Here is a 25,803-nt window from a genome sequence, read left to right as displayed (position 1 = left end):
ATTGTTTTGTCGTATAAATTTAGAACTGACGAACAATAATTCAAATGAATGGGAACGGGGATGAATCAACAGACTCTCGACGCGCGTCGCTCGCGTCAGGCGTTGCTGGCCGGCTCGGTCGGCAACTTTATCGAATGGTACGAGTTCGGGGTATACGGGTTCCTGGCCACCGTTATCGCCGCCAATTTTTTCACGCTGCAGGGTGAAAATGAAATCACCAGCCTGATCCTCACCTACGCCGCCTTCGCGCTGGCGTTTTTCTGCCGGCCGATCGGCGCGGTGATATTCGGCCGCATCGGCGACCGCATCGGCCGTCGCCCGACGCTGATTGCGGTCCTGCTGTTGATGACACTGGCCACCGCGCTGATCGGCGTCATGCCGACCTATGCTTCAATCGGCGTCGCCGCCCCGCTGCTGCTGACGCTGCTGCGCATGTTTCAAGGGCTGTTCGCCGGCGGTGAATTCGGCGGCGCCGTGTCGCTGATGACCGAGTTCGCCCCCAAGGGCAAGCGTGGGCTGTTCGGCGCCTGGCAATCGCTGACCGTCGCGCTCGGCCTGCTCGCCGGGGCTGGGCTGGTGGCGCTGCTGGCCGCGCTGCTCAGCGCGCAGCAGCTGCATGACTGGGGCTGGCGCATTCCCTTCCTGTTGGCGCTGCCGATGGGCGCCGTGGCGCTGTGGCTGCGGCTCAAGCTAGAGGAAACGCCCACGTTCACCCAGGCGCAGCAACATGCGGAACACGCCGCCGCGCCGCCTGAGGCGAAGCTGGGCGGCGTGGTGAAAACCATTCTGATCGGCATCGGCCGCATGATGGGCTGGTCGGCCGCCGGCTATACCTTCCTGGTGGTGATGCCTTCCTATTTGCAAACTTCATTGCACGCCACCTTCCAGCAGGCGCTGGTAGCGACGGTGCTGGCCAACGTCGGCTTCGCCCTGACCATTCTGCCGGCGGGCATGATCAGCGACAAACTCGGGCGTAAAACGGTGATGCTGACGGCGGTGGCGGCGGTGATCCTGTTCACCTTCCCGCTGCTGCACCTGTTGCAGGATGCGCAAAGTTCACTGTGGGCCAAAGGGCTGGCGGTGATGATCGCCGGTGCCGTGGTTGGCCTGCTGGCCGGTCCCGGCCCGGCGATGCTGGCGGAGATGTTCCCGACCCGGGTGCGTTATACCGGTTTGGGGTTGGCTTACTCGCTGTCCAATGCGGTGTTCTCCGGCTCGGCCGGATTGATTATCACCGGCCTCATCAAACAGACCGGCAATATCGACATTCCCGCCTATTACGTAGTTGCCACCTCGGTGGTCAGCCTGTTTGCGCTGATGACGCTGCGCCGCGACGATCATCTACGATCGCTGAACGAACGTTAATCCTCCGGGGGCGCATCGCCCCCTTGCCAACTCGTGACCTCGATCACAAGGCATAAATGTTAACGTTAACTTTTGTGATTAACATCGCACGCGTGATATCTGCTGGCTTCACCCCCTTTCAAGTTAACGTTAACAATAGAGTTAACTTCACTCACCGGGGCCCTACCCATGAACCGCGAAACTAAAAAATATTACGTGCTGCTCAGCGGCCTGCTGTTCTTCTTTTTCTTCACCTGGTCTTCCAGCTTTTCGCTGATCTCGCTGTGGCTAAATCAGAAGATCGGCCTGAAAGGCGCCGAAACCGGCCTGATCTTCTCCGCTATCTCGTTGGTGGCGCTGTGCGCACAGCCGCTGTACGGGTTTATTCAGGACAAACTTGGGCTGCGCAAGCACCTGCTGCAGTTTCTCGGCGTGATGCTGCTGCTGACAGGCCCATTCTTTATCTACGTTTACGCCCCGCTGCTGGCGAGCAGCCTGCCGCTCGGCGCGCTGGTCGGAGGGGTATTTATCGGCGCCACCTTCTTCGCCGGCATCGGCGCGCTGGAATCTTATACCGAGCGAGTCAGCCGCATCAGCGGTTTCGAATTCGGCCGCGCCCGCATGTGGGGATCGCTCGGCTGGGCCAGCGCCACCTTTTTGGCCGGTTTTATCTTCAATATCGATCCCAACATCAATTTCTGGCTGGCCTCCGCCGCCGCCGTGGTATTCCTGTTGTTGCTCAGCCAGGTGCGCGAGCTGAAGCCGAACGCCATGGCCGGCCTGGCGTTCGGCAAACCGGAAAATCTGCGGCTACAGGATGCACTGGCGCTGCTGCGTATGCCGGGCTTCTGGGCGCTGGTAGTGTTTGTACTCGGTATCAGCGTGTACAACGTTTTCGATCAGCAATTTTCGGTCTACTTCGCCTCGCAGTTCGCTTCTCGCGAACAGGGCAACGAGATGTACGGCTTCCTCAACTCGCTGCAGGTCTTCCTCGAAGCCGGCGGCATGTTCCTGGCGCCGCTGCTGGTGAACCGCATCGGCGCCAAACAGGGGTTGCTGCTGGCCGGTGGCGTGATGGCGCTGCGCATGTTCGGTTCAGGCTTGGTCAGCGGCGCATTGATGATCTCCGCCATGAAACTGCTGCACACCGTAGAGTTGCCGATCCTGCTGATCGCTATCTTCAAATACATCGCCAGCCGCTTCGACAGTCGCCTCTCCTCAACGCTTTACCTGGTGGGCTTTCAGTTCATCACCCAGGTGATGGCCAGCTTCCTGTCGCCGCTGGCAGGCTACGGGTATGACCGCATCGGCTTTGCCGACACCTATCTGCTGATGGGGTGCGCGGTCGCCGTCACGACGCTTGTTTCCTGTTTCCTGCTGCGCGGCGAACGTTCCGCCAACGCAGTCCCCTTTCAATCCGCCATTAAATCAAGTGAGTCTGTCCAATGAACACTGCCTTAGCTCAAGCCGACCATGCGGTCGAAGCCCTGCGCGCAGAGCGCCGAGACGATTACTACCCGCAGTTTCATCTCTCGCCGCCCGCCGGCTGGATCAACGATCCCAACGGCCTGATCTGTATTGACGGCGTCTATCATGCCTTCTTCCAGCATCACCCCTATAGCGAGCACTGGGGCCCCATGCACTGGGGGCACGCGACCAGCCGCGATCTGATCCGCTGGCAGCACCAGCCCATCGCCCTGGCACCCGATGCGCCCTATGACAAAGACGGTTGCTTTTCCGGCTGCGCTGTGGACGACAACGGCGTGCTGACGCTGATTTACACCGGCCACGTGTGGCTGGGCGAGCCCGGCGACGACAGCCAGGTGCGGGAAGTGCAATGTCTCGCCACCAGCGAAGACGGCATACGCTTCGTCAAGCACGGGCCGGTGCTGGCCCCGCCGAGCGGCATTCAGCATTTTCGCGATCCGAAAGTCTGGCGCGAGAACGGCGAATGGTGGCTGGTGGTCGGTGCCAAAGAAAACGGCCTGGGCCAGGTGCGCCTGTACCGTTCTGCAGATCTGCGCGCCTGGCGCTTCGACCGGGTGCTGGCCGGCGCGCAGGCGGCGCATCAAGGGTATATGTGGGAATGCCCGGATTTCTTCCCGCTGGGGGAACAACACCTGTTGCTGTTTTCACCGCAGGGGCTGGCGGCACAGGGCTATCGCTACCGCAATCGCTTCCAGAGCGGCTATCTGCTCGGCCACTGGCGGCCGGACAGCGACTTTAGGGTGACCCAACCCTTCTGCGAACTGGATGCCGGCCACGATTTCTATGCGCCGCAGACCTTCACCGCCGCCGACGGCCGTCGGCTGCTGTTTGCCTGGATGGATATGTGGGAATCCCCAATGCCCAGCAAGGCACACCGTTGGGCGGGCGCCCTCACCCTACCGCGTGAGCTGACGCTGGCCGCCGACGGCAGTGTCCGCATGAACCCGGCTCGTGAACTCACGGCGCTGCGCCGAGAATCGCACACGTTTTTGGCACAGACGCTGACCAATCAGCATCTGCCGCTAGCGGACGACGTGCAGGAACTCACCCTGACGTTGAGACCGGCCGACAACGACGCCGAGCGTTACGGGCTGGCCATCGGGAGTGCGGCACGGCTGTTCGTCGACAATCAGGCGCACCGGCTGGTGCTGGAACGTTTTCATGAAAACCGAGCCCTGTGCACCTGCCGCAGCGTGCCGCTGCCAGAAGATGACAGCCTGTCGCTACGGATCTTCATTGACCGCTCATCGCTGGAGATCTTCGTCAATCAGGGGCAGGCCTGCCTAACCAGCCGAATTTATCCGACGGCGGGCGATCGCCACCTCAGCCTGTTTGCCGAAGGCGGCCAGGCACAGTTCGAGCCCATCACAGGATGGCGGTTGGCAAGCATCTGGGGATAATGGGAATGAGCACCGGGCGCGCAGCGACGCACCCGGTGTGGCTACAGCGAACCACGCTCCAACAGCGGGCAAGGCACTTTCACCGTCTCACGCTGCTCACGCTGCTCAATCACATGCAGCGCCGCAAGGCGGCCCAGCTCGTAATGCGGCAGCTGTACCGTCGTCAGTGCCGGCAGGAACAGCTCGCCGGTGCCGACCATATTGTCGTAACCCAGCACCGCCACCTGTTGCGGTATCCGCCATCCTTGCGCCAGCAATACCTGATACACCAGAAAGGCTATCCGATCGTTCCCGCACACCACGACGTCGCAATCGCCCCGCCCCGCAGAGAAATGCCGCTCCAGCAACGCGACGCAATCGCGATAGCTTTGGTCGCCGCCGCTCAGATCGAGGTGATACTGCCGTAGCTGTTCAACATCGCGCCCCGCTTCGCGCCAGGCGCGTTCCAGACCGCGACGGCGCAGGCCCGCCGCCAGCGTATCCACCGGTAAATGAATGCACAGTGGCGCGCGATAGCCTTTGGCGATCAGCGCGCGCGTGGCGTCATACTGCCCTTGCTCGTCATCAGGAATGTAGCTGGCGATCGAATGCGCCGGGCTGACGCAGTTGGCCAGCACCAGCTTTTTGTCCAGCAGTTTGGCCGGCAATGTCACCTCGCGCAGCCCCATCGTGGTGAAGATCACCCCATCCGGACGATGCGCCAGCAGCAGATCGACGGTCTGTTCGGCGTTGTCGTCGGCAAACAGGTTGACGACGAAGCTGTTCCAGCCTCGCTCGCGCGCGGTTTTCTCAATTGACAGGATCATTTCCACCGAGAACGGCGTCGTCGCGGTGTCCAGCGCCAGCACGCCGAGCGTCTGCACGCGATTTCCGTCACCGCGGATGCGCCGCGCCGACAGATCCGGCACGTAGTCCAACTGGTCGATAGCCTGTTTGACGCGGCGGTAGGTTTCCGGCCGCAGCTTGCCGGGTTCATTGATGGCGCGGGACACCGTCATCAACGAGACTCCGGCAAGTTTTGCGACGTCTTTCAGCGAAGCCATGCGCCCTTCTTTATGATGATTAATGGGAAAAAGTGAATAATCCCATAACCGGGCGCAGGACTCTACTCTGCATTAGCAGGCTGTGATATTCGCCCACAAGATAGCACCGTCCTCTGTCAGCGGCGCCACTTCTCCGCCCGCTGCCGTCCACCACACCCCTTCGCGAGCCCGCAGTTCGCCACCCCCCGGCAGCGACCAGACCCCGCTCAGCACATACAGCACGCCCGCCCGCTTGGATGGCAAAGTGACGGGCGCCGTGCTGCGCCGCACCTCGGCCACCTGCCGGCCGCGGCGCGTCATGATGTTGAAATCCTGGCTGGCGCCACCCAGCAGCGTCGCCTCCAGCGCCACGTCGCCGGAAAACGCGAACGGTTCCCCGACGCGAGCCAACTGATGGTCGATATGCCCGGCGCTGAACAGCCGCACACCGTCGCCCTCCAGCAAGGTGATCGAGCGATCGATGCCCGTAAAGGCGGAAAACGGCCCGTCCTGCGCGATGGTAGCGATGCTGGCGCGCCAGTCAAAATCCTGCGCACCCGGCGGCCAGCTGACGATTTCACGGGTTTCACCACCGCCGTTGCGCCACGGACTGACCGGCAGCGCGGCGAAGTTAAAACGGGTCAGGCTCATTACGCCTCCTGCTGAAAGGTTTTCAGCACCTGCAGGAACTCGGCGCTGCTCTGCTGCTGCAGCGCGTGCCGACCCTGCTCGATCACCTGCCGGCCGCCGACGAACACGTCGCGAATTTGCTCTTTTCCGCCGGCAAACAGCCAACGGTTGAGGATCGAAGCATCCGGCGCCGCCGCCAGATACGGATCGTCGCCGTCCAGCACCAACCAGTCAGCGCGATAGCCGCTCTGCAAGCGGCCAATCGGCGCGCCGCACGCCTGTGCGCCGCCCTGCAGCGCCTGCTGATACAGCACATCGCCCACCGCCGACTGTTCCGGCGTTGTCAGTCGGTTGCGGCGCTGATCGCGCAGCCGCTGACCATATTCAAACCAGCGCAGCTCTTCCACCACGTTGAGCGAAACGTGGCTGTCGGAACCGATGCCCCAGCGCCCCTGCTGCTGCAGGTAAGCGTCGCCGGGGAAAATACCGTCACCGAGGTTGGCTTCGGTCGTCAGGCACAAGCCGGCCACCGCGCGGCTGCGCGCCAGCGCTTCCAGCTCATCGCGATCCAGGTGGGTGGCATGCACCAGACACCAACGCTGATCCACCGGCAGATGGTCATACAGCCAGGCCACCGGGCGCTGCCCGCTCCACGCCAGGCAGTCGTTCACCTCTTTTTGCTGCTCGGCGATATGAATATGCACCGGCAAGGTGCGATCCGACGCGGCCAAAATCTGCTGCATCTGGCCCAGCTCCACCGCACGCAGCGAGTGGAAACACAGCCCCTGATTCTGCAACGGACGATCCGCCAACTGACGGGCAATCACCTGCTGCTGGTGCAGGTAGCTTTCGGTATCCTGGATAAAACGTTTCTGTCCCGGCTGTGCCGGCTGTGCGCCGAAACCGGCGTAGCTGTACAGCACCGGCAGCATCGTCATGCCGATACCGGCCTGATGCGCGGCCTCGCTGAGGCGGCCGGTCATTTCACCGCGATCGGCGTAAGGCTTACCGTCGGCGTCGTGATGCAGGTAGTGGAATTCGGCCACCTGGGTGTATCCGCCCTTGAGCATTTCGATATACAGTTGACGGGCGACTACTTCCACCTGCTCCGGCGTCAGGCGCTGCACCAGGCGGTACATCAGATCGCGCCAGGTCCAGAAGCTGTCCTGCGGGTTACCCGCCACTTCCGCCAACCCGGCCATCGCGCGCTGGAAAGCATGGGAGTGCAGGTTCGGCATGCCCGGCACCGCGTCGCCGTGCAGCCGGGTGCAGCCTTGCGGTTCAGCGTTGGCAGTAACTTGTGTCAGATAACCTTGCGCATCGACGTCCAGCCGGACGTTATGCGCCCAGCCTTCAGGGAGCAAAGCGCGTGGGGCAAAATAAGCAGGCATGGCAGTATTCCACTGTTGATGTAACGACGAATGCGGCGCGGCGATGGCGCGCATTCAGGAATTTTTGACGGTCGCCGGCAAGTTTCTGGCGCGACGGCCACTAGTTGTATATACATATACATACGCCGACATCAACAGTAAACTGGTGTTATTATTTTTTTATTTGACGAGGTTAACGTCGTGGCTGAACAACAGACCGTGTTACAACTGGCGGCCGCAATGAGCGATGCCCCCGCCCCGATCTACCAACGGGTCAAACAGGCGATCGTGAATCAAATCCGTGCGGGGCATTGGCAACCGCACCAGCGCGTGCCCTCTGAAAGTGAACTGGTGGCGGAACTGGGCGTCAGCCGCATGACCATCAATCGCGCGCTGCGCGAGCTGACCAGCGAAGGTTTTTTGATTCGCATGCAGGGCGTCGGCACCTTCGTCGCCGAAGCCAAGGCGCATACCGCGCTGCTCGAAGTGCACAATATCGCCGATGAAATCGCCGCGCGCGGTCATCGCCACAGCAGCAAGATCCTCGAACTGAAGGCCCGTGCGGCCAGCGAGGAAGAAGCGACGGCACTGGGCATTCAGCCCGGCCAACGGCTGTTCTACTCGCAGATCGTGCATTACGAAAACGATGTGCCGGTTCAGGTGGAAGACCGCTGCGTCAACCCGCTGGTGGCGCCGGATTACCTGAAGCAGGATTTCGATCGCGTCACGCCTTACACTTATCTGACGCAGGCCGCACCGCTGACCGCCGGCGAACACATCGTCGAAGCGGTGATCCCCACCCGGCGCGAGCGCGAGCTGCTGCAGCTGGAGGATCACGAACCCGGTCTGCTGATCCATCGCCGCACCTGGTCCGGCAAAACCGTGGTGACTTCGGCCCGGCTGCTGTACCCCGGCAGCCGTTATCAACTGTTCGGCCGCTTCACCAGCGAAGTCTGATCCCCGTCGGGCGCCCCCTGCGCCCGCATCTCCGCTGTCGATCACATCCTTATAACAAAATCTCTCCCGCCTCTTGTGACATCCCGGTGAATGCGTTAGGTTGTTTTTAATTGTATATACAACCATGTGGGAGCTGCGGCTCCGGCGGAGGAAAGCAATGACGTCTGAGATTCACTGTGACAGCCTGTGGCACGGCGCCGATATCGTCACCATGCGCGACGGCAAATACCACACTCTGACCGACGGCGCGATCGCCGTGCGCGACGGCAAGATCGTCTGGATTGGCGAACATGCGGCGCTGCCGCCCGGCCTGATCGCGGATGAAACGGTGAAATTCGACGGCGGCATCATCACACCCGGCTTTGTTGATTGCCACACACACCTAGTGTTCGGCGGCAACCGCAGCGGCGAGTTCGAACAGCGGCTGAACGGCGTGAGCTACGCCGACATCGCCGCGCAGGGCGGCGGCATCATCTCCACCGTGAAAGCCACCCGCGAGGCCGACGAAGCGCTGCTGCTGGAGCAGGCACTGTTCCGCCTGCGGCCGCTGCTGGCGGAAGGCGTCACCTGCGTGGAGATCAAATCCGGCTATGGCCTCAGCCCGGAGAGCGAACTGAAAATGCTGCGGGTGGCGCGCAAGTTGGGCGAGCTGCTGCCGGTCGAGGTGAAAACCACCTGTCTGGCCGCCCATGCGCTGCCGCCGGAATACGCCAACCGCGCCGACGATTATATCAATCTGGTCTGCGATACCATCATTCCGCAGGCGGCGGCCGCCGGCCTGGCGGATGCGGTTGATGCCTTCTGCGAACATCTGGCGTTCTCACCGGCGCAGGTGGAACGGGTCTTCGCCGCCGCCGAAGCCGCCGGTCTGCCGGTCAAACTGCACGCCGAGCAGCTCTCTGCCCTCGGAGGCAGCACGTTGGCGGCGCGCCATCACGCGCTCTCCGCCGACCATCTCGAATACGCCACCGAACAAGATGCCCGCGCCATGGGCGATGCCGGCACCGTGGCGGTGCTGCTGCCCGGCGCCTATTACCTGCTGCGCGAAACCCAGTGCCCACCGGTAGAGCTGTTCCGCAAGCACCACGTGGCGATGGCGATCGCCAGCGATGCCAACCCCGGCACTTCGCCGGCGCTGTCGCTGCGCCTGATGATCAACATGGCCTGCACGCTATTCCGCCTGACGCCGGAAGAAGCGCTGGCGGGCGTCACCACCCACGCCGCCAAAGCGCTGGGGCTGCAACACAGCCACGGCACGCTGGAAACCGGCAAGGTGGCGGACTTCGTTCACTGGCCGCTGTCGCGGCCGGCGGAACTGGCTTATTGGTTGGGCGGCCAGCTGCCCTGTACGGTGATTTTCCGAGGAGAAGTACGTCAATGACCATTCGCGATCCTTTTAGCTTCCAGAGCGGCAACCTGCCGCTGCTGATCAGCATCCCGCACGCCGGCACGCAACTGACACCGGCGGTCGAGGCCGGGCTGACCGACGACGCCCGCCCGCTGCCCGATACCGACTGGCACATTCCGCAGCTGTACGACTTCGCCAAGGCGATGGGCGCCAGCGTACTGGTCGGCAACTATTCGCGCTTCGTCATCGATCTGAACCGCCCGGCGGACGACAAGCCGCTGTACACCACCGCCACCACCGGCCTGTATCCCGACGTGCTGTTCGACGGCCGCCCAAGCTTCCTGCCGGGCAAAACGCCAACGGACGCAGAACGTGCCGGCTATCTGCAGCAGATTTGGCAACCTTATCATCAGCAGCTGCAAGACGAACTGGCGCGCATCAAAGCGCAGCACGGCTATGCGCTGCTGTTCGACGCGCACTCCATCGCCTCGGTGATCCCGCGGCTGTTCGACGGCAAGCTGCCGGATCTCAATCTCGGCACCAACGGCGGCGAGAGCTGCGCCCAGGCGTTGAGCGATCGGCTGGTTGCCTGCTGCGAGCAGCAACAGCAGTACACCCACGTGCTGAACGGCCGCTTCAAGGGCGGTTACATCACTCGCGCCTACGGCCAGCCGCAGCAGCAACAGCATGCGATCCAACTCGAACTGGCGCAGGTGAACTACATGTCCGAACAGTATCCTTTCGCGTTCGAACCGCAGCGCGCCGCCTCGCTGCAGCGCCTGCTCAAGCAGATGATAGAAGGCCTGTTGGACAGCGCCGCCAGACTGAACTGATCTCCTCTGCAGGCGCCGCCGGGCGCCTGTTTCTCCCCCAGCCTTTAACCGCAACGTCAGCCGCAATCTGCGCGCTATATCAAAGTTTCGCGTGATTCCCCACTGACTGGTCTAAACAGCGCACAAAACAGCGGCCGACGAAAAACGCACTGCGCCACAATCAGCCGAAAAGCCCGCGCTCATCGTCAGCGCCGGGCGGCGTGTGGCCGAGCTGGCCCGTTTCGAACCATCACTCTGGAGGCCCTATGTCTGTAACACCGTTAAACTGGCGCGCTGCCGGCGCCCTCGCCGAACAATTGCTGGCCGGCTGGCAACGGCGTGGCGAACCCGGCGGCGCCATCGCCCTGTTTGACGCCGAACAACTCCGCGCCACCGCCTGTGCCGGCCTGGCCGATCTGGCGCAGAACACCCCCTTCACCGCCGACAGCGTAGTGCGCTACGCCTCAGTGACCAAACATATCTTCGCCGCGCTGGCGCTGAACGCTACCGAACGCGCCATTCGGCTCGATCAACGCCTGGGCGAACTGCTGCCCGCCCTGCAGCCCGCGCTGGCGGACGTCACCGTCGGCCAGGCGCTGGACATGACCGGCGGCTTGCCCGACGTGCGCGAAACGCTCGGTTTGCTCGGCATCTCGCTGCATGCCGTCAGCGAGGCGCAACCAGTCATGCAGTTTGTCGAAGGGCTGGAGAAGCTGAACTACGAAGCCGGCAGCGAGATCGCCTACAGCAATACCGGCTATCGGCTGCTGGAGGCGGCGCTACGCAGCAAAGGCTATGATTTCGACCAACTGGTGCAACAACACATCGCTCAGCCGCTGCAGGTGCAAATGCGGGCGCCGGAAAGCTGGTTCGACGTGGTGCCGGGATTGGTGCCGGGTTACTGGCGTGCGCCGCAGGGCTGGCAACACGCCAGCGCCGGCCTGCACCTTTCCGCCTCCGGCAGCCTGACCGGCAGCCTCAACGCCCTTACCCGCTGGCTGCAGACGCTGCTGGCCGACCGGGGCCCCGGCCAGGGCGTGCTGGTGCAACTCGGCGCACCACGTCGCCTTAATCAGGGCCAGCTCAGTGCCTATGGACTGGGACTGGCGCAGACTCCGCTGGGCCGCCGCCGCTTGCTCGGTCACGGCGGTTCCCACGCCGGTTATAAAACCTATTTCTTGCTGGCGCCCGACCGCCGGGCCGGCGTCGCGCTGGTCGCCAACCGCGAAGACTGCGACAGTTTCGGTATGGTCCTGCAGGTGATGGCGGCGCTGCTGGGCGAACCGCTGCCGCAGCGCAGCGCGGCGATCCCCGACGGCCTTTACGCCGCACTGGCCGAACCGCACTGGCTGGAGGTCAAAGACGGTAACCTGGCCTATCTGGGCAGCGGCGAACCGCTGTATCAGGGCGAGGATGGATACGCGGTGTCGCTGTCCGCCCATATGCCGATAAAATTGAAGTGGACCGGCGAAGCGGTCGAGGGTGAGGTTGGGCATGTAGCGCGCCGTTTTTTGCCGGTCACGGCCAACGGCGACTGCCTGAAGCATGTGCAGGGGCTGTGGTATCACCCGCACTATCGTACCGCTTTTGAAATTCGCGGCGATCGGGTACATATCGGCGTCGGCCCGGCGGCGCAGACCGGTACACTCAGCCCGCTGGGCCAGGGCCGCATGCTGGTGGAGTGCCAGGACGGCCCGTGGTTGAAACGTTTTTGTCTCTATTTCCGTGGCTACAACGTGGATCTCATCGCCAACCGCAGCCGGATGCTGACCTTCCGCCGCAGCACCATCGGCCGCGACTGACGCTCAGCGTGCGCTGCCGGCTTTGACCGCCAGCAGCGCATCCGCCAATCGCCGTTTGTCGGCAGCGCTGAGATTTACCTGCTCAACGGACGCCATAAACGCCGCCCGATCCGCTTCGCCAAGCGGGCCGGCGCGCAGCCGCTCCGCCAACTTTTGCAATATCTGGCTGCTCAACCGCGCAATCTGCGGGCGCACCTGCGCCAACGGGCGCGGCTGCCACCCGTGTTCCGGGCTCGCCAGCCAGTCGGCGCGATAGCGATACTGAATCGCCTTGGCGGCGTCCATCTGCGCGGCGATGAAAGGCCGCACCGACGCAGGCTCAAGCCCCAAACGCCCCGCTTCCGCCTGCGCGCTGGCCAATACCTTCGCCTCCTGCGCCAGGTCTTCGATCGGCAAATGTTGCTGCGCCTTGTAACCGGCAACATCTTTCATCAACGACAACCGTTGGTTCACCAGTTCGCCGATAGCGGCAGCGCCGTCCGCCAACGCCGGAAAACTGGTCAAACAACAGGCGATCAATAACGCCCTGAACATGGCACCTCCCTTATGATGCAGTGAAAAGTCAGGGCTAAAGTTCACCACGTCAGCCCCGCGCTGGCAAATAAAAAGGCCCCGCCGCAGCGAGGCCCGATAACGCTCGACAGATGTTAGTCGAACACGCCATTGATAACGGAAGCCACAATCGCGGTGCTGAGTGCGACCAGCACCAGATCGTCGCCGGCGATACGCCACTCATACCCCGGGTACTGCGGCAGCTCACGCAGCATAGAGCGCGGCACCACTTTCTTAGCGATGCCCGGCGGCAGCGGTTTACCGCGCGCCAGATTCTTGGCGATGCCCGGCGGCAACGAGCGGTAGCCGGTCAGGCCATAGTTGTGCGCCAGCGAACGGGCGCGATCGCGCGAGAGGTTGACGGTGATCAGATTGTCGTCGTTGCGATAAACGCCGTTATCATAATGGTCTTTATTGCCTTTGTTACCGTGATTGCCGTTATTGCCATGGTTACCGTTATTGCCGCTGTTGCCATGGCCATTACCGTTGCCGTTACCATTGCCGCCTTTATCGGCCAGAGCCGGAGCGGATGACAACCCCAGCGACGCGATCAGCGCCAACACCGTGAGGGTCGTACGACGTTTGTTCATGTTGTGTATTCCTGCGTGGGTGACTCTATTGACTATAGCGGGGCTTTCCCGGACGAAGTATAAGGAAAACTCCGAGATGATGGCGCGCGAGACGGCAGACGCGCCAAAATCTTGTTTTAACGCAAAACGCCTCGAAAATGCCGATACTTACCTCAGATTTTTCTTGAAGAAAAATAAGCCTTCCGCTAGCGTGGGACGGTAACAAAAAAGAGTTAGCATGCTCTTTTTCGTCGCACCTCAAATCTTATTCTTATCATCCATAATGATAATAGCGAACACTTCCCGCCTTCCGTGCGGGATTCTTTTTCCCAGCGGCGTCGCCCCTATTTGGTGCTTTATGTTGAGATTTAGTTGCCGATAATTTACATTCGCTGTCTGAGAAACCTCAACCTCCCGCGGTGGCCAGGCTGGCAACGGGTGGGCGTTCAGGAGCAAAAGACGTGCAAATGACCCTCATGGAATACATCACTCGGCACTTTAACGGCGATCTTCATCGTTACGCGAAGGCGGAAGGCGTCAGCCGTGAACAAATCATTAGTTGGATAAATAATGAATGTCACGTGATCAAAGGCAGGCTGTTTATGCCGGTGAAGCATCTCCCGGTTGAACAAGCCCAGTGATGACGAAAAAAAACCCCGCCAGGCGGGGTTTTCTGTTTCTGATAACACGGAAAATCAGAAGTTATAGCCGACCACGAGGTAGTAACCCCAACCGGTAGACTTGATCGGGCCCTGCGGGGTGCCGATGTCCGCGCCATCCTGCCACTGGCCGCCGTTATGGAAATAACGCGCTACGAAAGAATAGTGCCAGTGATCGTAGTTCAGCGCCAAAATATGGCTGGAGGCGATCGAGTTGCCGGTGCGCACCTGTTTGCCGGTGCCGTCAACCCAATGGCTGTCCTTGCCCAGATCCGAACCGAAGTCGAAGTTGGTGAAGCCGATGTAGCTCAGGTTGCCGCCCCACACCTGGGTCAGCGGCACGAAGTATTTCACCTTGAAGCGGTAGCCGTCCCAGCTGTTCTCGTTGGCAGCCTGGTAGTTTTCCCACTGGTATTTGGCGTAGATGTTCATCGACAGGCTCATCGGCAGGCCGGTGTCGATATCGGTGCCCAGACCCATGTACCAGGTGTTCTGGCGGCCATCAGCATTATGGCCCAGATCATAGATGTAGTTGTTGGCGAAGTACCACTCTTTGAACGGACCGAAGCTCAGATCGGTGCCGGTCAGCTTGTCGATGGAGAAGCGCGGTTCGATCTCCATAAACAGCGGGGAACCTTTGTTCCAGATGCCGCGATCCGGGGTGTTGCCCACGCCGAAGAACTTCGGCACGTCAACGTAACCATAGAAATCGAACCAGTCTTTCTTGGCGAAGGCTTCGTATTCGAGATATACGTCGTTATTCAGCTGCGGTCCGAAGCGAGTGTGGTAGCTGCCCACCACGTTGACACTCTGGTGCCACCAGTCGGAGACATATTGACTGTCTTTGCTATCAGCCATTGATGATGCACTGTAAGACGCTGCGAGCAGTACACCTGCTGCGAGAGCTATTTTTTTCATTTTATTACCACATGCTTAAAGGGCCATTTCCTGCCCGTTTAGAAAAGATGACAATGAGTCTGCCGACACCTGGCGTTGTCTTCACTCAGAAACTCGGATGACGCGCGCATTATAGAAACCACTGACTGTAAGAATCTGTGATCCAGTTACGCATTTCGCGAATAGGTAATCGATTGCGTTCACATTTGTCAAATTATGTTTCATTCAAATACACATTCGCTGTGATTTTTGTCATGCACATCGATTTTTAGCGCAGTTTTTGAGCCAAATGTCATCACGGCGTCACCAGCCCGTCATCGCGACGCGGAAAATAAAAAGCCGACGCATGAACGTCGGCCTTCATCAAAATCAGGAGAAAATACGCAAAGCGAAATCAGTTCACCGCCGGCACCGCCTTGGCGATGTTTTCCTGACGGAACGCCACCTCTTCGCCGTTTTTGACCTCCCAACTGGCGACCGGAATGTCGGTTTTGGGCGCCGCCGCGACGACCGAACCGTATATCAGCTTCTCGTCACGGCGCAAGATATACACATCGAGCTGATATTCATGCCGCAGATTCGCCGTGGTCAAGCGCACGGTATCACCGCGTTCATAGTGATGCGCGTCGATTTCGGGTTGTTGAATAAATTGAATGTCGCTTCTCATCGTCGTCGTTCCTTCAGGCAACATGGCTAGTTAAATTCTAGTTCAACATTGCGCCGACGGCGGATAATTTCCGTTAATTTCCACGGGTTGCCCGCCAACAGATCAACGAACCGAGTGTCACCATCGCCACACCCTGCCAGAAATTGGCGGTCAGCGAGGTGTGCAGCACCAGCGCGGCGAACACCGCCGACAGCACCGGAGTAAAATAAGAGACGGTGGCCAGCAGCGTCATGTTGCCGTGCAGAATGCCGACGTTCCAGGCGGCATACCCCGCCCCCATCGCCACCCCGGCGCACAACAGCGTCACGGTCACGCCGGCGCTGAACTGCATACCGCTTTCCGCACTGAAAGCGTACTTCAGCCACAGCGCCAACGCGGTTAACACGATGAACAGCACCACCCCATTGCTACCTTGGGCGATTTTCTTGGTCAGGTTGCAGTACAGCGCCCAGATCACCGCGCCGCTGAACGCCAGCGCGTAGCTGAGCGGATTGCTGCGCACGTTGGCCAGCATCTGCGCCGGCGACCAACCGCCCTCGCCGCTCATGATCCAGCCGATGCCGAACAACGACAGCAGCAGCCCCGGCAGCAACCACCATTTGGCCTTTTGCCCGTTGAGCGCCAGTGCCATCAGCACGGTGAAACAAGGCCACAGGTAGTTGATCATGCCCACTTCTATCGCCTGCAGGCGGGTATTGGCGTAGCCGAGCGACAGCGACAGGCAAATCTCATAGCTGACGAACAGCAGGCTGCCGACGATGAGATAAGGCCGAGGAAAACTGCGCCACTTCGGCACGCCGATCGCCACCAACAAAAACACCGCGCTGACGCTGTAAATCATCGCCGCGCCGCCAATCGGCCCCAGCCCTTCGCTAACGCTGCGGATCAGGCCGACGACGCTGCTCCACAGCAAAATGGCCAATAGACCGAACAACGTGGCGCGGGTACGCGAGGGCAAAGCGGGCATAAGGCGGGTCCAATGGATTATTTTTTATCGGTTTTTTCACTCTACTGCCGCACACGCCAAAAAGAAAGGCGGGAAACTCCCGCCTGTGAATTTATTGCTGCGGCTGCCGCTCCAGCTGCGGCGGTGGCTGGCGAAAACGCCGGGTCAGCCAGGCCAAGTAGCCGAAGCCCAGCGTCGCCCAGATAAGGCCCATGGTCAGCGAGCTCTTCTCCAGGTTCAACCACAGCACCCCCACCGTCAGCGCCCCCACCAGCGGCAGGAACAGGAAATTAAAGCGATCCTTCCAACTTTTGTTGCGCCCTTCGCGAATAAAGAAGTGGCTGATGACTGACAGGTTGACGAAGGTAAAGGCCACCAGCGCGCCAAAGTTGATCAGCGCCGTGGCGGTGACCAGGTCGAACGACAGCGCCGACAGCGCCACCAGCCCGACCATCAGCACGTTCAGCGCCGGCGTGCGCCATTTGGGATGGATGTAACCGAAGAATTTTTCCGGGAACACGTTATCGCGCCCCATCACGTACAACAGGCGCGACACGCTGGCGTGCGACGCCAGGCCGGAGGCCAACGTGTTGATGAAGGTCACGCACAGGAAAATCGACTGGAACAGCTTGCCGCCGACGTACAACGCGATCTCCGGCAGTGCCGCGTCAGGTTGGTGGAAGCGTTGAATGGACGGGAAAAACAGCTGGATGAAGAACGACACGCTGATAAAGATCACCCCGCCGTACAACGCGGTCAGGAAGATGGCGCGCGGGATCACCTTGGCGGCGTCGGGCGTCTCTTCGCACAGCGTGGTGACCGCGTCAAAGCCGAGGAACGAGAAGCACAGGATAGTCGCGCCGGTAATGATCGGCAACAGGTGCGCATTCTCGCTGAGGAACGGCCGCAGGCTCCACACCGTGCCCATCCCCTCGCCGTTGTGCAGGCCGCGCACCACCAGGTAGATGAACACCAGAATGATCGCCACCTGCGCCAGTACGAACAGGGTATTGAAGTTGGCCACCAGATTGACGCTTTTCAGGTTGATGGCGGTAATCAGGATAACGAAGCCCACCACCCACACCCAGGGCGGCACTTCCGGGAACAGCGCGGTCAGGTAAATCTTCGCCAGCAGCGTGTTGATCATCGGCAGGAACAGATAATCGAGCAGCGATGACCACCCCACAAGAAAACCGACGTGCGGGTTGATCGCCTTCTGCGCATAGGTATAGGCGGAGCCGGCGGTAGGAAACTGGCGCACCAGTTTGCCATAGCTGATGGCGGTGAACAGCACGCCGGCCAGCGCCAATAGATAAGAAGTCGGCACGTGACCGTCGGTGAGGCCCGAGACGATGCCAAAGGTATCAAACACCGTCATCGGCGTCAGATAGGCCAGGCCCATCATCACTACCTGCCACAGTTTGAGGGATTTGCGCAGCTGCGGTTTGCCCGCAGGACCGCCGTCGATGGTTTTAATCGTCATGGCATTTCCCCTCTTGGTCCTCTGCTGTCAACCGTGCAACGTCATTCAGAGAGGCCGCGGGGAAACTGCTGCTCAGGCGGCGGGAAAAACGGTTTGGGATCACTGTCGGGCGGCCGGCGACCGGCCCGTAGGCACTGCGGCACAGGCAAACGTCTGCGCATGGGAATGACTGAGTCATGATTATTTCCTCGTCGGCGTCCTGTACGCCGTGATAGAAGAAATTCTGTACCGCAGCGCGCAGCCTCACCGGCCACAGGAGAGCCGATGAAATGCGCCGGACGCGCGCGGTAGTCGCAGGGTGAGCGGGATCAGGCGTTTTTCAGCATCCACTCGATTTCGGTTTCGGTGATCAGGCGCTCAAACTGCACCAGCTCATCGGTTTTGCAAGCCAGGTAGACATGGCTGAAGCGTTCGCCCAGCAATGCATTGAGCACCGGCTGATGTTCGAACTCGTACAGCGCGTCGCTCTGGCGGATAGGGAACGGCAGCCCGTCCTGCTCCAGCCCGTTGCCCGTCACCGGCTCAGGCAGCGGCAGCGCGGTTTCCAGCCCGTAAACGATACCGGCCAGAATGGTCGCCATCACCAGATAAGGGTTGGCATCGGCGCCCGCCACGCGGTACTCCACGCGGTGGTTGTCGCGATCGCCGCAGGGGATGCGCAGCGCCACGGTGCGGTTGTTATGCCCCCAGGAAGCCTGGGTCGGCACATACATGCCGGGCTGGAAACGACGGTAAGCGTTGACGTTCGGCGCCAGCAGCGCCATCGAAGACGGCATCAGGGCTATCATGCCCGCCAGCGCCTGTTTCAACAGCGCCGAGTCTTCGCCGTCGTCGTCGGCGAACACGTTGTTGCCCTGCGCGTTCAGCATGCTGATGTGCACGTGCATGCCGCTGCCGGCGTGCTCCTCATACGGCTTGGCCATAAAGGTGGCCTGCATGTTGTGGTTCTCGGCCACCATGCGCACCAGCCGCTTCAGCGCCAGCGCGTGATCGCAGGCCTGCAACACGTCATCGGTATGGTGCAGGTTGACCTCGAACTGCCCCGGCGACGCCTCCGCCACCGCGCCGTCCGCCGGAATGCCCTGCAAACGCGCCAGTTCGTCGATCTCGCTCAGCACGTCGGCGAAATGGTTCAGGTTATCGACGGAATACACCTGGCTTTGAGTGTTGCGCTCTTGCGTGCCCGGCGCACACGGCGGCTGCAGATAGCCCTCCGCGTCGCGTTGACGATCGATGAGATAGAACTCCAACTCTACCGCTACCACGGGGGAAAGCCCGCGCTGACGCAAACGCTGCCACACTCGGTTCAGCACATTGCGCGGTTCAACGTCAAAGGGAGTGCCATCTTCATCCAGCATGGTGAGCAGCACCTGCGCGATATATTGCGGATCCGCCGCCGATGGCGTCAGCGTGCCCGGCACCGGCACGCACACGTGATCCGGCTCGCCCAACTCCTGCCCCAACCCGGCCTCTTCCACCACGTTGCCGAGAATATCCATCGCAAATACCGACGCCGGGAAGTAGCAGCCCTTCTCCAGCTTGCTCAGGCCGCCGACCGGGATACGCTTACCGCGGAAGCTGCCGTTCAGATCGGTCAACAGTACGTCGACATGTTGGGTTAATGGATAACGTTCCAGGTACTTCTTCACTTCACGCTGGAACGCGCTACTTCGTCTCTCTTCACTGTGTTGAACAAAGTTTTCCACTTCTACGATGTTGGTCTGCATGGTTCACCCGCCGTTTGTGTTTTGCTGTCGTCGATGTTTATTGACCGTATTGTTCAATATAATGCCCACAAATGAAACGTAGATGAAACAAATTTGTTTTGCAAGTGTTACTTTTGGTTTGAATATTGCCCAATCGACTGCTAGATTTATAGAATATTGAACGAAATCGGCGGTGGAGAAGCTTATCGTTCATAATTTCGAACGTACCAAGGGGATAGCATGGACAATATATTTAACATACCAGTCATCGGCGTCGTCATGTGCAGGTATAGGTTAAACGGGCACCTCACACAGACCTTGCAAGAAAAGTACCTGAATGCCGTTATCACCGCCGGCGGCTTGCCGATCGCCCTGCCGCACGCGCTGGCAGAGCCGGAAATGCTGGCGGAGCTGCTGCCGCGACTCGACGGCATTTTGCTACCGGGCAGCCCCAGTAATGTGCAGCCGCACCTTTATGGTGAAAACGGCGATGAGCCTGACGCCGATCCTGGCCGAGACGCGTTGAGCCTGGCGCTGATCCGCCAGGCGTTCGACAGGCGCATTCCCCTTTTCGCCATTTGCCGCGGCATGCAGGAGATGGTAGTCGCCACCCAAGGCACCCTGCATCGCCGCCTGTACGAACTGCCCGAGCTGCAGGAACACCGTGAAGATCACGACCTGCCGCTGGAACAGCAATACGCCCCCGCCCACGAAGTCATCGTTCAGGAGGGGGGGCTGCTTTCGCAACTGATACCGGATTGCAACAGATTCTGGGTGAACTCGCTGCACGGCCAGGGCGCAAAAACCCTGGGCGCAAGCGTTCGCATCGAGGCGCACGCCGCCGACGGGCTGGTGGAGGCGATCAGCGTGCGCGATCAGCCTTTCGCGCTCGGCGTGCAGTGGCACCCGGAGTGGAACAGCGAAGAGTATGCCCTGTCGCGCCTGTTGTTTGATGGTTTCATCACCGCTTGTCGGAACTATCAAAAGGAAAAACGCCCATGAGCGACGTCAGCTTGGCACCGGGAAAACGTCTGTCGCAAATCCGTCAACAATTAGGGTTGTCGCAGCGCCGGGTCGCCGAACTGTCTGGGTTAACCCACAGCGCCATCAGCACTATCGAGCAGGACAAGGTCAGCCCGGCCATCAGCACACTGCAAAAACTGCTGACGGTGTACGGTCTTTCGCTGTCGGCATTTTTCGCCGAGCCGGAAAAGCCGACGGAGCCGCAAATCGTGATAGGCAGTGACGATCTGATCGAAATCGGCAGCCAGGGCGTTTCGATGAAGCTGATCCACAACGGCGACCCGAACCGCACGTTGGCGATGATGATAGAGACCTACGAGCCGGGCACCACCACCGGCGAGCGCATCAAACATCAGGGGGAAGAGATCGGTACGCTGCTGGAGGGTGAAGTGGTGCTGCAGGTCAACGGCCAAAGCTATCACCTGCTGGCCGGGCAGAGCTATGCCATCAATACCGGCATCCCCCACAGTTTCAGCAACACGTCGGCGCGCATTTGCCGGATTATCAGCGCCCATACGCCGACGACATTCTGATCAACGGAGCCAGGCATGAACTTTCACCATTTGCAGTATTGGCAACAACGGGCGCAGGCCCTGAAGATCGAGCACCAACTGTTTATCGACGGCCGCTACCAGCCGGCCGCTGCGGGGAAAAGTTTCGCCGTGGAAGATCCCGCCGGCCGCCGTGAGCTGGCGCAGGTCGCACGCGGCGAAGCCGCCGACATCGATCGGGCGGTCAGCGCGGCGCGCGGCGCCTTTGAGCGCGGCGACTGGGCGCAAGCTGCCCCGGCGCAGCGCAAAGCCACGCTGCTGCGCTTCGCCGAGCTGATGGATCAACATCACGAAGAACTGGCGCTGCTGGAAACGCTGGACACCGGCAAACCGATTCGCCACAGCCTGCGCGACGACGTGCCGGGCGCCATCCGCTGCATCCGCTGGTACGCCGAAGCGATCGATAAGGTCTACGGCGAAATCGCCCCCACCGGCCGCGATGCGCTGGCGCTGATCGAGCGCGAGCCGATCGGCGTGGTCGGCGCCATCGTACCCTGGAACTTCCCGCTGCTGCTGGCCTGCTGGAAGCTCGGTCCGGCGCTGGCCGCCGGCAACAGCGTGGTACTCAAACCCTCCGAAAAATCGCCGCTGAGTGCCATCCTGCTCGGCAAACTGGCGCAGCAGGCCGGGCTGCCGGACGGCGTGCTGAACGTGGTGCCCGGCTATGGCCACGACGCCGGCAAGGCGCTGGCGCTGCACCGCGACGTCGACGCCCTCACCTTTACCGGCTCCACGTTGGTGGCGAAGCAGCTGATGATCTACGCCGGTGAGTCGAACATGAAACGCGTCTGGCTGGAGGCCGGCGGCAAGAGCGCCAACATCGTCTTCGCCGACTGCCCGGATCTGGATCAGGCCGCCCGCAGCGCCGCCGCCGGCATCTTCTATAATCAGGGGCAAGTGTGCATCGCCGGCACTCGCCTGCTGGTCGAGGCGAGCATTGAGCAAGCGTTCCTGCTGGCGCTGCGCAAACACGCGGCGGCCTTCGCTCCCGGCGACCCGCTCGATCCCGACACGGTGATGGGCACGCTGATCGACAGCGGCCACTGCGAGAAAGTGGCCGGCTATATCGATCGTGGGCTGAGCCAAGGCGCCGAGCTGTTCCTCGACGGGCGCGACCATCCGCAGGGTGACCACGCCGGCTACCTGGGGCCGACTATCCTCACCCAGGTGAACAACGCCATGAGCGTGGCGCGCGATGAAATCTTCGGCCCAGTGCTGGCGGTAACCACCTTCGACGACGAGCAACAGGCGCTCCAGCTGGCCAACGACAGCGACTACGGCCTCGGCGCCGCGGTCTGGACCCGCGATCTGGCCCGAGCGCACCGCATGGCGCGCCAACTGAAAGCCGGCACGGTGTTCGTCAACAATTACAACGACGGCGACATGACCGTACCGTTCGGCGGCTATAAGCAGAGCGGCAACGGCCGCGACAAGTCGCTGCATGCGCTGGACAAATTCACCGAATTGAAAACTACCTGGATCTCGCTGGAATAAGGGCTTATCTCATGACTGAACACGTAAAAAGCTACTATGCGGCCACGGCCAACGCACATCAGCCCTATCCGCAACTGAATGAATCGATCGAGTGCGACGTCTGCGTGATCGGCGGCGGCTATACCGGCCTCTCCTCCGCGCTGTTTCTGGTGGAAGCCGGCTATAACGTGGTCGTGCTGGAAGCGGCGCGTATCGGCTTCGGCGCCAGCGGCCGCAACGGCGGCCAGTTGGTCAACTCTTACAGCCGCGACATCGATGTGATTGAAGAACGCTACGGCGCGGAAAGCGCCCGCCTGCTCGGCAGCATGATGTTCGAAGGCGCGGAGATTATCCGCAGCCGCATCAGCCGCTACGCCATCGACTGCGATTACCGCCCCGGCGGCATCTTCGCCGCACTGAACAACAAGCAGTTCCATGCGCTGATCGAGCAAAAGCGCAACTGGGAGCGTTACGGCAATACCCGGCTCGAGCTGCTGGATGCGGATCGGGTACGTCAGGAGGTCGCCAGCGATCGCTACGTCGGCGCGCTACTCGATCACAGCGGCGGCCACATCCATCCGCTCAACCTGGCGCTGGGCGAGGCCGAGGCAATTCGTCTGCAGGGTGGACGCATCTTCGAGCAATCGGCGGTGACGAACATCCGCCACGGCGAACCGGCACTCATCAGCACCGCCAACGGCCAGGTGAAAGCGCGTTTCGTCATCGTCGCCGGCAACGCCTATCTGGGCGATAAGCTGGAACCGCGGCTGGCCAAGCGCAGTATGCCATGCGGCACTCAGGTGGTGACCACCGAGCCGCTGGCGCCGGAGATCGCGCAGGCGCTGATCCCGCAGAACTACTGCGTGGAAGACTGTAACTACCTGCTGGATTACTACCGCATCACCGCCGATCATCGCCTGCTGTACGGCGGCGGCGTGGTGTACGGCGCGCGCGATCCGGACGACATCGATAACCTGATTCGGCCAAAATTGCTGAAGACCTTCCCGCAGCTGAAAGGCGTGCGTATCGACTATCGCTGGACCGGTAACTTCCTGCTGACGCTGTCGCGCATGCCGCAGTTCGGCCGGCTGGAGAATAACGTGTACTACATGCAGGGCTACAGCGGCCACGGCGTGACCTGCACCCATCTGGCGGGCAAGCTGATCGCCGAACTGATGCGCGGCGACGCCGAACGCTTCGACGCCTTCGCCAAGCTGCCGCACCTGCCGTTCTTCGGCGGGCGCAATCTGCAGATCCCGTTCACCGCCATCGGCGCGGCCTACTACACGCTGCGCGACCGCATCGGCGTCTAAAACAGCAGGCCCGGTCATCCTGACCGGGCCTGTGCGTTAACGCTTAAACGATCTTCGGTTGGCCGTCCGAGGCGGTCGCCCCGCCATCGACCGGGATGTTGGCGCCATTGATAAAGCTGGCGTCGTCGCTGGCCAGGAACGCCATCACCGCAGCCACTTCTTCCGGCTCCGCCGCGCGCCCCAGCGCGATGCGCTCATTGAACTTGTCGCGGATCTCCTGTGGCCAACCGTTGGTCATGTTGGTTTTCACCAGGCTCGGGCAGACCGAGTTGATGCGCACGCCGTCACCGCCGTGATCCAGCGCCATGGCGCGCGTCAGATTGACCACCGCGCCTTTCGCCGCGCAGTAATAGGCCGCGCCCCAGTCGCCGCCCAGGCCGGACACCGATGCAGTATTGACGATGCAACCCTTGGTCTTCAGCAGGTGCGGCAAGGCGAATTTGGAACAGAACACCACGCCGTCGATGTCGACCCCGGCGATGCGACGCCAGTCATCGATGCTGGTTTCCAGCACGCTGCCCGCCACGTGCACGCCGGCGTTGTTCAGCAAGACGTCGATGCGGCCCAGTTTTTCCGCCACCTCGTTCATCATTTTTTCAACCGCGACGTGATCGGACACGTCGATGTGTACCGCCATCGCTCGCCCCTTCGGCAGCGAAGCGGCAACCTTATCTACCGCTTCTTTAGCCCAGTCAGCCAGCACCACGATGGCGCCCTCGGCGGAGAAACGCCGCGCAGCCGCTTCCCCCATGCCATTACCCGCACCGGTGATAACCACGACTTTATTGTCAAAACGCATGAGACCTCCTCCATGTGAACGTATTTATATAAGTCATACAAATCTCATTACTCCGAGGATAAGACGCCCCTCACCTGAGAGCCAGTCAAAACGTGCGGTTTATTAACCAAAAGGAGGTATGTCAGTGATTTCAATGCGCTGGATTAACCTTTATCGGATTTTGGCCAACATATTGATGGAAAAAATAAAATTACGGCGAGTCACTATTTGCCTGGCGGATTGTCAGTAGGCGGGACTATTGCAGGTGTGCGGTTATGGCCGCCCAGAGATAAGGGATGTGAATGAAAAAGGCAGCCGTACGCAGGCGGCCGCGACTATTTTTTCTCGATGGGGATCACCAACAGATCGACGTTCAGGTCGTTGATCGCCTGGCGCGCCGAAGAAACCAGCCGGCTCCAGACATCGTGGTGATGACCGAAAATCACCAGATCGAACCCTTTCTCCTTCGCCACCCGGTTCAGTTCCTCCGTCAACGCGCCGCGGCTGACGATCACCTCTTCGACCGGATAGGATGACTGTCCTTTGATCGCATTGAGCATATTCTTCACCCGCTCCGAAAAGGTGCGATCGGTGTAGTTGTAATCTCCCACGCCCAAATCGACGTAATAACCGGCGCGATGAATGTCGATATAGATCAGGGAAAGTTTGGCCTTGAGCGCGGCGGCCAGACTGGCGCCCTTGCCCAGCAGGAACTCGGCGTCTTCGCTGAGATCCGTGGCGACAACGATATGCCGGTAAGTCATGATGGCGACCCTCCTCGTCAGATCCGTAAACAGGATGGCGCTCCTTGCCGCATGTTTCTCACGCACTTTAAGTTTAGCCCAGCGTCGAGCCGCTTGCCTGCGTCAAAATCGTTCCATTTATGGAACGATGCATCCCGAGTTTAGGCTCTACCGGATTTTTCTCCTCTCCCTACACTGTAGGCAAGTGCTGAGTTTCAGCCTTATCAATCAAAGAAGATACCCACTGACCTCACGACGAGAAAAGGAAAA

General features: G+C 60.8%; 24 protein-coding genes. 12 read left to right on the top strand and 12 right to left on the bottom strand.

Going from position 1 to position 25,803, the window contains the following annotated elements:
* Positions 1-60 precede the first annotated feature (60 nt).
* The 3 genes from EGY12_RS17130 to EGY12_RS17120 all read left to right on the top strand — a co-directional run bounded on the left by EGY12_RS17130 (position 61) and on the right by EGY12_RS17120 (position 4,232).
* Positions 61-1,365: an MFS transporter gene (locus EGY12_RS17130; protein ID WP_123894735.1), complete on the top strand. Its 1,305-nt coding sequence runs from the start codon at positions 61-63 to the stop codon at positions 1,363-1,365.
* A gap of 168 nt (positions 1,366-1,533) precedes the next feature.
* Entirely contained in the window at positions 1,534-2,793 is a 1,260-nt protein-coding gene (locus EGY12_RS17125; protein ID WP_123894734.1) for an MFS transporter, read from the top strand.
* Positions 2,790-4,232: a glycoside hydrolase family 32 protein gene (locus tag EGY12_RS17120; protein ID WP_123894733.1), complete on the top strand. Its 1,443-nt coding sequence runs from the start codon at positions 2,790-2,792 to the stop codon at positions 4,230-4,232. Before EGY12_RS17125 ends, EGY12_RS17120 begins: the two co-directional genes overlap by 4 nt.
* A 41-nt stretch (positions 4,233-4,273) precedes the next feature.
* Here EGY12_RS17120 and EGY12_RS17115 read toward each other — a convergent pair whose 3' ends face one another.
* The 3 genes from EGY12_RS17115 to EGY12_RS17105 form a co-directional block, all read right to left on the bottom strand.
* On the bottom strand, positions 4,274-5,275 hold the full coding sequence (locus EGY12_RS17115) for a LacI family DNA-binding transcriptional regulator (protein ID WP_123894732.1): 1,002 nt from the start codon (positions 5,273-5,275) through the stop codon (positions 4,274-4,276).
* Between the two features lie 72 nt (positions 5,276-5,347).
* Positions 5,348-5,905, bottom strand: a complete 558-nt coding sequence (locus tag EGY12_RS17110; RefSeq protein WP_123894731.1) for a HutD family protein — start codon at positions 5,903-5,905, stop codon at positions 5,348-5,350.
* Positions 5,905-7,275 carry a formimidoylglutamate deiminase gene (locus EGY12_RS17105; RefSeq protein ID WP_123894730.1) on the bottom strand — a complete coding sequence of 457 codons (1,371 nt, stop codon included), beginning with the start codon at positions 7,273-7,275 and terminating at the stop codon, positions 5,905-5,907. The genes EGY12_RS17110 and EGY12_RS17105 overlap by 1 nt, the downstream gene beginning before the upstream one ends.
* Positions 7,276-7,455: 180 nt before the next feature.
* Here EGY12_RS17105 and hutC point away from each other — a divergent pair, with 180 nt between their 5' ends.
* The 4 genes from hutC (at position 7,456) to EGY12_RS17085 (ending at position 12,173) form a co-directional block, all read left to right on the top strand.
* Positions 7,456-8,211: a histidine utilization repressor gene (gene hutC / locus EGY12_RS17100; protein WP_033646346.1), complete on the top strand. Its 756-nt coding sequence runs from the start codon at positions 7,456-7,458 to the stop codon at positions 8,209-8,211.
* A gap of 157 nt (positions 8,212-8,368) precedes the next feature.
* A complete protein-coding gene (hutI, locus tag EGY12_RS17095; RefSeq protein WP_049200373.1) occupies positions 8,369-9,592 on the top strand; it encodes an imidazolonepropionase in 1,224 nt (407 codons plus the stop codon).
* Positions 9,589-10,392 carry an N-formylglutamate deformylase gene (gene hutG / locus EGY12_RS17090; protein ID WP_123894729.1) on the top strand — a complete coding sequence of 268 codons (804 nt, stop codon included), beginning with the start codon at positions 9,589-9,591 and terminating at the stop codon, positions 10,390-10,392. The genes hutI and hutG overlap by 4 nt, the downstream gene beginning before the upstream one ends.
* Positions 10,393-10,637: 245 nt before the next feature.
* Positions 10,638-12,173 carry a serine hydrolase gene (locus EGY12_RS17085; RefSeq protein ID WP_123894728.1) on the top strand — a complete coding sequence of 512 codons (1,536 nt, stop codon included), beginning with the start codon at positions 10,638-10,640 and terminating at the stop codon, positions 12,171-12,173.
* A gap of 3 nt (positions 12,174-12,176) precedes the next feature.
* On the opposite strand, the gene EGY12_RS17080 is transcribed toward EGY12_RS17085, so the two are convergent.
* The gene (locus EGY12_RS17080; RefSeq protein WP_123894727.1) at positions 12,177-12,707 is read right to left on the bottom strand and encodes a chorismate mutase; all 531 of its coding nucleotides are present in this window, start codon (positions 12,705-12,707) and stop codon (positions 12,177-12,179) included.
* 113 nt (positions 12,708-12,820) lie between these two features.
* Entirely contained in the window at positions 12,821-13,315 is a 495-nt protein-coding gene (locus EGY12_RS17075; protein ID WP_049200367.1) for an anti-virulence regulator CigR family protein, read from the bottom strand.
* A gap of 440 nt (positions 13,316-13,755) precedes the next feature.
* On the opposite strand from EGY12_RS17075, the gene EGY12_RS17070 reads away from it, so the two are divergent.
* Positions 13,756-13,935, top strand: coding sequence for a hypothetical protein (locus EGY12_RS17070; protein ID WP_123894726.1), 180 nt, complete (start codon positions 13,756-13,758; stop codon positions 13,933-13,935).
* Between the two features lie 54 nt (positions 13,936-13,989).
* Here EGY12_RS17070 and EGY12_RS17065 read toward each other — a convergent pair whose 3' ends face one another.
* The 5 genes from EGY12_RS17065 to EGY12_RS17040 all read right to left on the bottom strand — a co-directional run bounded on the left by EGY12_RS17065 (position 13,990) and on the right by EGY12_RS17040 (position 19,673).
* Positions 13,990-14,871, bottom strand: coding sequence for a nucleoside-specific channel-forming protein Tsx (locus EGY12_RS17065; protein ID WP_025160262.1), 882 nt, complete (start codon positions 14,869-14,871; stop codon positions 13,990-13,992).
* 373 nt (positions 14,872-15,244) lie between these two features.
* Complete coding sequence (locus tag EGY12_RS17060) at positions 15,245-15,517, bottom strand: hypothetical protein (protein ID WP_123894725.1); 273 nt, start codon at positions 15,515-15,517, stop codon at positions 15,245-15,247.
* Positions 15,518-15,590: 73 nt separating this feature from the next.
* Positions 15,591-16,484 (bottom strand): aromatic amino acid DMT transporter YddG, encoded by an 894-nt coding sequence (gene yddG / locus EGY12_RS17055; protein WP_123894724.1) that lies wholly within the window; start codon positions 16,482-16,484, stop codon positions 15,591-15,593.
* A 91-nt stretch (positions 16,485-16,575) separates the two neighbouring features.
* Positions 16,576-17,946 (bottom strand): APC family permease, encoded by a 1,371-nt coding sequence (locus tag EGY12_RS17050; RefSeq protein ID WP_123894723.1) that lies wholly within the window; start codon positions 17,944-17,946, stop codon positions 16,576-16,578.
* A gap of 308 nt (positions 17,947-18,254) precedes the next feature.
* On the bottom strand, positions 18,255-19,673 hold the full coding sequence (locus EGY12_RS17040) for a glutamine synthetase family protein (RefSeq protein WP_123894721.1): 1,419 nt from the start codon (positions 19,671-19,673) through the stop codon (positions 18,255-18,257).
* Positions 19,674-19,892: 219 nt separating this feature from the next.
* Between EGY12_RS17040 and puuD the strand changes: the two genes are divergently transcribed.
* The 4 genes from puuD to EGY12_RS17020 are packed head-to-tail and all read left to right on the top strand — an operon-like array spanning position 19,893 to position 24,012.
* A complete protein-coding gene (gene puuD / locus EGY12_RS17035; protein WP_123894720.1) occupies positions 19,893-20,654 on the top strand; it encodes a gamma-glutamyl-gamma-aminobutyrate hydrolase in 762 nt (253 codons plus the stop codon).
* Positions 20,651-21,208, top strand: coding sequence for an HTH-type transcriptional regulator PuuR (puuR, locus tag EGY12_RS17030; RefSeq protein ID WP_049288046.1), 558 nt, complete (start codon positions 20,651-20,653; stop codon positions 21,206-21,208). The genes puuD and puuR overlap by 4 nt, the downstream gene beginning before the upstream one ends.
* Positions 21,209-21,223: 15 nt before the next feature.
* Entirely contained in the window at positions 21,224-22,720 is a 1,497-nt protein-coding gene (gene puuC, locus EGY12_RS17025) for an aldehyde dehydrogenase PuuC (RefSeq protein WP_123894719.1), read from the top strand.
* Positions 22,721-22,731: 11 nt separating this feature from the next.
* The gene (locus EGY12_RS17020) at positions 22,732-24,012 is read left to right on the top strand and encodes an FAD-binding oxidoreductase (RefSeq protein ID WP_123894718.1); all 1,281 of its coding nucleotides are present in this window, start codon (positions 22,732-22,734) and stop codon (positions 24,010-24,012) included.
* Positions 24,013-24,055: 43 nt separating this feature from the next.
* On the opposite strand, the gene EGY12_RS17015 is transcribed toward EGY12_RS17020, so the two are convergent.
* Both EGY12_RS17015 and EGY12_RS17010 read right to left on the bottom strand, forming a co-directional pair.
* Positions 24,056-24,811: an SDR family NAD(P)-dependent oxidoreductase gene (locus tag EGY12_RS17015; protein WP_016928044.1), complete on the bottom strand. Its 756-nt coding sequence runs from the start codon at positions 24,809-24,811 to the stop codon at positions 24,056-24,058.
* A gap of 314 nt (positions 24,812-25,125) precedes the next feature.
* Positions 25,126-25,554: a universal stress protein gene (locus tag EGY12_RS17010; protein ID WP_049269532.1), complete on the bottom strand. Its 429-nt coding sequence runs from the start codon at positions 25,552-25,554 to the stop codon at positions 25,126-25,128.
* Positions 25,555-25,803: the final 249 nt, after the last annotated feature.

This window comes from Serratia sp. FDAARGOS_506 (assembly GCF_003812745.1).
GTDB lineage: Bacteria > Pseudomonadota > Gammaproteobacteria > Enterobacterales > Enterobacteriaceae > Serratia.
This window is presented reverse-complemented; position numbering and strand designations above follow the sequence as displayed.